This window comes from Calidithermus terrae (assembly GCF_003574345.1).
Lineage (GTDB): Bacteria > Deinococcota > Deinococci > Deinococcales > Thermaceae > Calidithermus > Calidithermus chliarophilus.
Genome location: NZ_QXDL01000263.1, coordinates 1 through 4,833 on the forward strand (window position 1 = coordinate 1; position 4,833 = coordinate 4,833).

4 protein-coding genes and 1 riboswitch are annotated in these 4,833 nt (G+C 70.1%); of the genes, 3 read left to right on the top strand and 1 reads right to left on the bottom strand.

Annotated features, from left to right (window positions below):
* The 3 genes from Mterra_RS23290 to metX all read left to right on the top strand — a co-directional run.
* Positions 1-699: cytochrome c-type biogenesis protein CcmH (locus tag Mterra_RS23290; RefSeq protein ID WP_245971694.1), on the top strand; the 699-nt coding region annotated here is incomplete at its 5' end.
* A 203-nt stretch (positions 700-902) separates the two neighbouring features.
* Positions 903-1,041: riboswitch (SAM riboswitch) on the top strand.
* A gap of 140 nt (positions 1,042-1,181) precedes the next feature.
* Positions 1,182-2,474 carry an O-acetylhomoserine aminocarboxypropyltransferase/cysteine synthase family protein gene (locus Mterra_RS18865; RefSeq protein WP_119316541.1) on the top strand — a complete coding sequence of 431 codons (1,293 nt, stop codon included), beginning with the start codon at positions 1,182-1,184 and terminating at the stop codon, positions 2,472-2,474.
* A 25-nt stretch (positions 2,475-2,499) separates the two neighbouring features.
* Positions 2,500-3,693 carry a homoserine O-acetyltransferase MetX gene (gene metX, locus Mterra_RS18870; protein WP_245971695.1) on the top strand — a complete coding sequence of 398 codons (1,194 nt, stop codon included), beginning with the start codon at positions 2,500-2,502 and terminating at the stop codon, positions 3,691-3,693.
* 258 nt (positions 3,694-3,951) lie between these two features.
* Here the strand turns inward: metX and Mterra_RS18875 are convergent.
* Positions 3,952-4,833: MFS transporter (locus tag Mterra_RS18875; RefSeq protein WP_147372946.1), on the bottom strand; the 882-nt coding region annotated here is incomplete at its 5' end.

Genomic DNA, 4,833 nt, shown 5'->3' on the forward strand with positions numbered 1-4,833 from the left:
CAGACCGCCCCGCCCCCCGACCTCTCCCCCGAGGTCTTCCGCATCGCCAAGGGCCTGCGCTGCCCGGTGTGCCAGGGCGAGTCGGCGAGCGAGTCGAACTCGGGCGTGGCGCAGGAGATGCGCCGCCTGATCGCCGAGCAACTGGCCCAGGGCAAGAGCGAGGCCGAGATCCGGCAGTTCTTCGTCGAGCGCTACGGCCCCTGGATCCTCTACGAGCCGCCCAAGCAGGGCCTCACCCTGTGGGTCTGGCTCTCGCCCCTCATCGGGCTGGCCCTGCTGGCCTACGGCCTGTGGCGCTACCTGGCCGCCACCCGCGCCCGGGCCGAGCCCGCCGACGTCTCCGAGGAGGAGATCGCCCGCCTCGAGGCCGAGCGCGCCGGGCACTTCGAGGGCCTGCTGCTCGACACGGAGGGGCACGTCGCGGACGGCAGCCGCACCAGCCCCTTGCTCTACCGCGCCGGCGAGCTGTGCGTGCTGCCGGGCGGGGTCGAAGGCGTCACCCGCCAGAAAGTGGCCGAGCACGCGGCCACCCTGGGCCTCCGCGTGACCGAGACCCGCCTCAAGCCCGACGAACTCGAGGGCCAGCTCCTCCTCGCCGGAACAGGCATCGGCCTCCTGCCCGTAGGCAAGCCGTCAGACAGCGTGCTCGAGGCCCTGATCACCCATTTCCGGCCCTCGAGGCCGTCGTCTAGGGTCTAGGGCCAAGGGTCGAGGGCCGAGGCGTCTCGCGTCTTGCGTCTTGCGTACGACGTAGGACGCACGACGTACGACCCGCGCCCGGCGTCCAGCCATCAGCTATCGGCGTCGGGAATCAGGCCTTTCCCTTGACATCCCCGCCCCCTCTCGCCTACACTCCCAACTAACCGCGCCGGGGCGCGGCGACAACCGAGACATAACACGTTCTCTTATCCAGAGCGGCGGAGGGATTCGGCCCGAAGATGCCGCGGCAACCCGCAGGAGTGTTCGTTTCATCACCGGACACGAGTGCAAAGGTGCCAATTCCGACTCCAGGCGGGGGAAACGCCCGGAGGAAGATGAGAGAAGGGTGCACGTTCGCTAGGCACAGTGAACCCCCTTCCGGTAGAGAACCGTCATCGGAATGGGGGTTTCGCCTTTGAAACCTCCAGCCAGGTCCCCCTTGGGACCGTCCCGCCCCAAATCTTGCGGTTGGAGGTTTTTTCATGTCCAAGAAGCTCAGCTTCGAGACCTTGCAGCTCCACGCCGGTTACAGCCCCGACCCCAGCACGGGCGCCCGCCAGGTGCCCATCTACGCCACCACCTCCTACCAGTTCAAGGACGCCGACCACGCGGCGCGGCTCTTCGGGCTGCAGGAGTTCGGCAACATCTACACCCGCATCATGAACCCCACCACCGACGTGCTCGAGAAGCGCATCGCCGCGCTCGAGGGCGGGGTGGCGGGCCTGGCGACGAGCTCGGGCCACGCCGCGCAGTTCCTGGCCTTCACCAACCTGGCCCAGGCCGGGGACAACATCGTCGCCACGCCCAACCTCTACGGCGGCACCTGGAACCAGCTCAAGGTCACGCTGCCGCGCCTGGGCATCGAGACCCGCTTCACCAGCCGCGCCGAGAGCCCCGAGGACTTCGTCGCCGCCACCGACGCGAACACCCGGGCCTGGTTCATCGAGTCCGTCGGCAACCCCGCGCTCAACATCCCCGACTTCGAGGCCATCGCCGAGGCCGCGCGGGAGCAGGGCGTGGCCCTGATCGTGGACAACACCTTCGGGCAGGGGGGCTACCTCTTCCGGCCCCTCGAGTGGGGCGCCAACGTGGTGGTGCACTCGGGCACCAAGTGGATCGGCGGGCACGGGGCGGCCATCGCCGGGCTGATCGTGGACGGGGGGAACTTCGACTGGGACAACGGCCGCTACCCGCTCCTGACCCAGCCCCAGCCCGGCTACCACGGCCTCGAGCTCACCAAGGCCTTCGGCAACCTCGCCTTCATCCTCAAGGCCCGCGTGGACGGCCTGCGCGACCAGGGCCAGGCGCTGGGCCCCTTCGAGGCCTGGGTGCTGCTGCTGGGCCTGGAGACCCTCTCGCTGCGGGCCGAGCGCCACGTGCAAAACACCCTCGAGATCGCCCACTGGCTGCGCGAGCAGGAGGAGGTGGCCTGGGTCAACTACCCCGGCCTGGAGGACCACCCCAGCCACGCCAAGGCCCAGAAGTACTTCCGCGGCAAGCCGGGCGCGGTGCTCACCTTCGGGCTCAAGGGCGGCTACGAGGCGGCCAAGGGCTTCATCAACCGCCTCGAGCTCGTCTCGCACCTCGCCAACGTGGGCGACTCGCGCACCCTGGCGATCCACCCCGCCTCCACCACCCACTCCCAGCTCAGCGCCCAGGAGCAGGTGCTCGCCGGGGTCAGCCCCGAGCTGGTGCGCCTGAGCGTGGGCCTCGAGGCCGCCGAGGACCTCAAGGCCGACCTCAAGCAGGCGCTGCGGGCCCCGGTGGGGGTTTGAGCGGGGCAAAAAGGAGGCCAAGGCCGTGAGCACGACCAGCGTGGTGCTCGACCCCGGGGGCGACCTGATCCGGGAGACCTGGGGCGAGCACGAGGCCTTGCTCTACAAGCCGCCGCGCTCGAGGGGGCGGGTCACCCCGCCCCAGCCCCAGACCGTGCGCCTGACCGCCCCGGGCGAGGTGTTCGGGCTCGAGCAGGGCGGCCTCTTGCCCGAGCTGCACCTGCGCTACGAGACCTACGGCCAGCTCAACCGGGCCCGTGACAACGCGGTGCTGGTCTTCCACGCCTGGACCGGCTCCGCCCACCTGGCCGGCACCTACGACGAGCCCACCCTCAGGCTGCTCAGCCCGCTCGAGCAGGCCTTCGGCGCCGACGGATGGTGGGACGCGCTGGTGGGGCCGGGCCGCGTCCTGGACTCCGGTCAGAAGTTCGTGATCTGCGCCAACCACCTGGGCTCGTGCTACGGCTCCACCGGGCCGCTCTCGCGCAACCCCCTCACCGGCGAGCCCTACGGCCCGGAATTTCCGGCCATCACCGTGCGCGACATGGCCCGCGCCCAGGCCCGGCTGCTCGACCACCTGGGCATCGAGAAGGTCACGGTGCTGGGCGGAAGCCTGGGGGGGATGGTGGCGCTCGAGTTCGCGCTGCTTTACCCCCAGCGCGTGCGGCAGCTCGTGGTGCTGGCCGCGCCCAGCGTCCACGGCCCCTGGGCCCGCGCCTTCAACCGCCTCTCCCGCGAGGCCGTGCTCAGCGACCCCGCCTACCGCGGCGGTTACTACAGCGAGCAGCCCCTGGGCCTGCAGCTCGGGCGGGCCATCGCCATGCTCTCCTTCCGCTCGCCGGAGTCGTTCAACCTGCGCTGGAACGACAGCCCGGCCAAAGGCGAGAGCTACGTGCTCTACCAGGGCGAGAAGTTCATCCGCCGCTTCGACGCCAACGCCTACCTCACCCTCTCCAACGCCATGGACACCCACGACGTGGCGCGGGGAAGAGGGAGCCTCGAGGCCGCCCTGGGCCGCTTGCGCAGCACCCCCAGCCTGTGGGTGGGCATCGACACCGACGTGCTCTACACCGCCGCCGAGGTGCGGCTGGGCGCGCTGCTTTCTGGCGGCGAGTACCGCGAGATCCAGAGCCCGCACGGGCACGACGCTTTCCTGATCGAGACCGATCAGGTCGAGGAGATCCTCACGGGGTTTCTGTCGGTGGCCGATGGCCGATAGCCGATGGCCGGACGCGGGGCGCGGGTCGTACGTCCTACGTCGTACGTCGTACGCAATACGCCAAACGCGAGACGCAAAACGCCAGACGCTGTAGGGACGACCCGCGGGTCGTCCCTACCCAAATTCCCGGCACCTCATACCGGCTTCACAAAGATACTTTTCAAATCTGCCAGAGGTACATCTTTGTGAAGCCCAGGGCACTCCCTTCGGTCGGGGTGGATACTCTCCCATCGGGAGACTATCCACCCAAACCGGGTATCAGCCCTCGTACCGCCCCGGGCTGACCTCGGCGAGCCTCGAGACCATCACCGCGGGGTAGATCAGCAGCAGCACGCCCGCGAGGCCGATGGCCCAGATGCCCACGCCCTCCACCAGGAAGCCCGCGAGGATGGGGAGGACGGCGCCGGCGCCGTTGGACCATACGTCCAGCACGCCGACGGCGCGGCCGCGCTCGCCTGGGGCGGTGGTGTCGGCGACGACGGTGGTGGCGCCGTTGTAGGTGCCGCACCAGCCCAGGCCCACCAGGAAGGTGCCCAGGGTGATGGTGAGGTACTCGTGGGTGAAGCCCACCAGCAGCGCGCCCAGCGCGGAGAGCAGCAGGCCCCCCAGCATCACCGGCTTGCGGCCGGCGCGGTCGGTCAGGCGGCCCACCGGCCAGGAGAAGGCGAACATGCCCAGCACGTGCAGCGTGACCGAGAGCGAGATCAGGTTGAAGCTGCAGCCCTGCTGGTGCAGGGCGAGCGAGGTCATCGCCATGAGCATCACCATCTGGCCCTGCGCGGCGACGCCGGCCCAGACGGCGATCTTGCGGGGGGTGCTCGAGCCTGCGCCTACGGCAGCGTGGGCCGGGCCCCCGGCGGGGAGGTGGGGGTAGTATTCCTGGAGCCGCAGGGCGATCTGCTTGGGGTCAGGGCGCACCAGGGCGGTGAGGACGAAGGCGGGGATCACGCACAGGGGCACCAAAAACCAGGCCACCGCCAGCGGGGACTGGCCCACCTCCACCGCCAGCCGCTCGGCCAGCGCCACGATCAGCGGGGAGAGCACCGCGCCCAGCAGCGACCCCATCAGCACCAGGCTGATGCCCTCGCTGCGGCGCTGCGGGGGGTACATGTCGGCGGCGGCGACCCGGAGCTGCTGGGT

Bases quoted from the DNA above. Each gene is read 5' to 3' on its own strand.
- Mterra_RS18865 (WP_119316541.1), top strand. From the start codon at position 1,182: ATGTCCAAGAAGCTCAGCTTCGAGACCTTGCAGCTCCACGCCGGTTAC.